Genomic DNA, 4,003 nt, shown 5'->3' on the forward strand with positions numbered 1-4,003 from the left:
CGCCCGGGTAAGAGCTTCGGCGAGGTCTACACGTGCGTCATCGACCCCTCCAAGGCCATCTACGTGCCCCGCGGCGTCGGCAACTCCTTCCAGGCGCTCGAAGACGGCACGGCATACACCTACCTGGTGAACGCCCACTGGTCGGCCGAGCTCAAGAAGACCTACACCTTCGTCAACCTCGCCGATCCGCAGCTGGGCATCGACTGGCCCATCCCGCTCGACGAGTGCGAGCTCTCCGAGGCCGACAAGGCCCACCCCATGCTGAAGGACGCCATCCCCATGGCGCCCCGCCGCACGCTCGTCACCGGCGCCAACGGCCAGCTCGGCCGCGCGGTGCGAAAGCTCGCCGAGGAGCGTGGGATCGCCGATTCCTTCGACTTCGGCGACCGCGACGAGTTCGACTTCTCCGACCCCGCCGACTACTCCAAGGTCGACTGGACGCTCTACGGCACCGTTATCAACTGCGGCGCTTATACCGCCGTCGACGCCGCCGAGACGCCCGAGGGCCGCAAAGCGGCATGGAAGGCGAACGCCCAGGGCCCGGCGCTGCTGGCCAAGGCGTGCGCCGAGCACGGGATCGCGCTCGTGCACGTCTCCAGCGACTACGTGTTCGACGGCACCGTCGAGGAGCACGACGAGGACGAGCCCTTCAGCCCGCTGGGCGTCTACGGCCAGACCAAGGTCGCCGGCGACATCGCCGTGGCCAACTGCCCGAGGCATTACATCGTGCGCTCGAGCTGGGTCATCGGCGATGGCAAGAACTTCGTGCGCACGATGGCGGCGCTCTCCGACCGCTGCGCCGACCCGGACGACGCGCTGGACCGGGTGACGGTGGTGGACGACCAGTTCGGCCGCCTGACCTTCACCCGCGACATGGCCGAGGGCGTCTTCTGGCTGCTGGGCTATCGCGACGGCGACAAGGAGCCGAGCAGCCCGTGCGAGCACGGGACCTACAACCTGACCGGCTCCGGCCGCGTAGCGTCCTGGGCCGACATCGCCAAGAAGGTGTTCGAGCTGCGCAACGGCAACGCCAGTGCTGTGAGTCCCGTCACGACCGCCGAGTACTACGCAGACGCCAAGTGCTCCGTCTCGTCCAGGCCGGTGCATTCTGCGCTCTGCCTTTCGAAGCTTGGCTCAATTGGATTCTCTCCTCGTGAGTGGGAGGAGGAGCTTGAGGGATTTTGCCATGCCTGCTAAGGGTAATTCCACGATTAGTGTTGTGGTTCCCGCCTATCAGGCAGAAGGAACCATTAAGCGATGCATCAAAAGTGCATTTGGCGTTGGCAAGGCGCTGCTTGAAGTTATAGTGATCGACGATGGATCAACCGATGGGACGGCACGGATTGTTGGGGAACTTGCTGCGGATGAGCCAAGAATCAGGCTTATAAGGCAGACAAACAGAGGCAGAGCTGCTGCGCGTAATGCCGGCTTCTATATGACGCATGGCGACTGGGTTGTTTTCCTAGATGCGGATGATTATATGTTCCCAGGAGATTATGGTGAGCTCGCAGCTGCCGCAGATGAAAGGCATCTCGACATCGTCGTATGCATGCACTCTAGGCCTGGTTTTGCTGGTTTGGCCACAGGGGATATCCGCTCCGCTTTATTGCGCCTTTCGGCGGTCTCGGGCAGCGCTCTTAGCCGCGCCATGATTGAAGGGGGCATTGATGCTCTCATTGACGGTGCGCAGGGGTATGATTTCAATGCCTCATGGGGTCGCCTATACAGGCGAAGCCTGATTGAGGACGTTGTTGCGTGCTTGGGCAGCAGACTTGCGCCATTCCCAACAGGACTGAGGTTTTCTGAGGATAGGTTGTTTAATCTGGAGTGCCTGTGGCGACTTGGCGACGGTTGTGTCGGATTCGTGCCTTTTGCTGCGTATTATTGGGATGTGAATAGCTCTTCTACTTGCGCAAAAGTGCGCACCGAAGACGTCGAGTCTCTCAAGCGGTTCATAGGGACGGTCGCCGAACTGGATGAGCGATTTGTGTTGTCATCTGGCGACAGTCGTCTTGTTGTGGCTCGTGAGTTTATGGAGCAGTTTAAGAAAGCGGCGAAGGTCAGCCGAGGCGTTCCTCAGTTGGAGGACGCCTGGCTTGCTTCTTTCAGCAACGCATGGCTCCGTGATAATTTGGTGACATTTCCCTCAGATAGCCTTGGCCACCGACGCGAGTGGTGCCTTGCTGCGGTTCTTTTGTCGCGAGGCCATATGCGCGCCGCGTTTAGGGTTTACGGGATGCTTGCCAGGCTGAGGCAATTGGCGAGATGAGCGAAACCGGCAAGGTTAGCATTTCGCGTTTACCCTATCGCATGCTCACATGGTTCGACATATTGACTTTCGTTAACAGAGGATGATTTGTTAAATACGGGAATACGGACCATCCAAAGCACTAATTATGGGAATAGGCTTCAACAATAAAAGCCCTTATGGAATAACAACGTCTGGATTCTGGATAGCTCAATGAGACCTTCCCTCGCAAAGAACTCGATGTTCAACGTCGCTTACCAGCTTGTGCTCGTACTTGTTCCGCTGATAAGTTCGATGTACGTTTCGCGTGTCGTGCTTCCTGATGCTCTCGGGGAAGTTTCGGTCGCGAATAACCTGGTCTCCTACTTCGTGGCCCTTGCGCCGCTCGGCATTCCAGCCTACGGCGTGCGTGAGATTGCGAAGGCGGGCGACGACAGGCGCGCCCGCTCGGCGGTGTTCTCTGAGCTCCTGATCATCAACTTCGTTTCGACTGTAGTCTTCCTCGCCGCATACGCGGTTTGCGTGGCTATCATGTACGGGGCCGCAGTTCCCGAGCTCTATCTCATCTTCGGCTCCCTCATCGTCGCGAACGCGCTCAACGTCGAATGGCTCTTCCAGGGCATCGAACGCTACGACTTCATATCCATCAGGGGCACCGTCGTCAGAACCACCTGCCTGCTGCTTACCGTTCTTTTGGTCAAGAGCCCCTCCGATGTTTATGCCTACGCCGCTATCACATGCTTGGGGACGTTTGCCAACTACATCGTGAACGTGTTTTGCCTTCACAGGTCGGTCGATTTCACCCTCAAGGGGCTGTCTTTCGCGCGACATCTGCGCCCGGTCGCGGTCCTGGCGGGCACCAACGTGCTCTTCAGCCTTTACACGAAGATCGACATCACGATGATGGGCTTCCTCTGCTCGAGCTCGATAGTCGCGTACTACGCCTATGCCTACAACGCCGAGGAGATCGCCAAGACGCTCTGTGTTGCCATCACGAACGTCTACCTCCCTCGCCTGAGCTACGAGTTCAAGAACGATACCAAGGAGTTCTCCAGGCTCGTGCAGCAGTCGATGGATCTAAACGTGTTCATCGCCCTTCCCATGTGTCTGGGCGTCTTCATCCTGGCGCCCAAGGTCGTCATCATACTGTTCGGCGACGCGTTCGCGCCCGCCTCGCTGACGTTGCAGCTGTTCGCGCTCCTCATATTCGCGAAGAGCGTCGGCAACGTCATATACCAGACCACCATCGCCACGGGGAACGAGAGGTACCAGCTTGTCGCATACACCTGCGGCGTGGTCGTCAACATAGTTCTGAACGCCATCCTCATCCCCCTGTTTGCTCAGAACGGGGCGGTGGTCGCAACGGTGGTCACGGAGGTGACGCTCGATTTGGTGCTGTGGGCGTGCTTGAAGCGCTACCTGCGAGTCTGGTTCACGGCCCGCTTCGTGCTATCGACGCTGGTCGCACTCGTGGTCATGTGCGCGGCAGTCGTTGCCTGCGACATGCTCATCGCATCGAATTTGCTCTGTATCGTCGTCGCGGCTTTTGTGGCCGCCGTCGTGTATGCCGCCGTTGGCGTTCTGCTGAAAAACGAGGTGGCTTTGATGTTCCTGCGCAAGCTAGTCAGGAAGTAACTCCTCCCAAAATGGAATAAGAAACTCCGACGAGCTCCTATTTCGCCGCGCCGTCGATCAGCCACGCCTGGGCGGCGGTGCCGTTGGCCCCGTAGAGCCATACCTCGTTGCCCTCCCAGG

General features: G+C 59.0%; 3 protein-coding genes. All 3 read left to right on the forward strand.

Features of this window, described 5'->3' with window-relative positions; all coding sequences use genetic code 11:
- Positions 1-1,197 (forward strand): sugar nucleotide-binding protein (locus Q0G75_RS09260; RefSeq protein ID WP_294417982.1); only part of this gene is annotated, 1,197 nt, incomplete at its 5' end.
- A complete protein-coding gene (locus Q0G75_RS09265) occupies positions 1,172-2,269 on the forward strand; it encodes a glycosyltransferase family 2 protein (protein ID WP_294417097.1) in 1,098 nt (365 codons plus the stop codon). The genes Q0G75_RS09260 and Q0G75_RS09265, both read left to right, overlap by 26 nt.
- Before the next feature lie 192 nt (positions 2,270-2,461).
- On the forward strand, positions 2,462-3,883 hold the full coding sequence (locus Q0G75_RS09270; protein ID WP_294417095.1) for an oligosaccharide flippase family protein: 1,422 nt from the start codon (positions 2,462-2,464) through the stop codon (positions 3,881-3,883).
- Positions 3,884-4,003: the final 120 nt, after the last annotated feature.

It is taken from the genome of uncultured Senegalimassilia sp., assembly GCF_934636665.1.
Lineage (GTDB): Bacteria > Actinomycetota > Coriobacteriia > Coriobacteriales > Eggerthellaceae > Senegalimassilia.

Coding starts and splice junctions, on each gene's coding strand:
- Q0G75_RS09270 (WP_294417095.1), top strand. CDS start 2,462: ATGAGACCTTCCCTCGCAAAGAACTCGATGTTCAACGTCGCTTACCAG.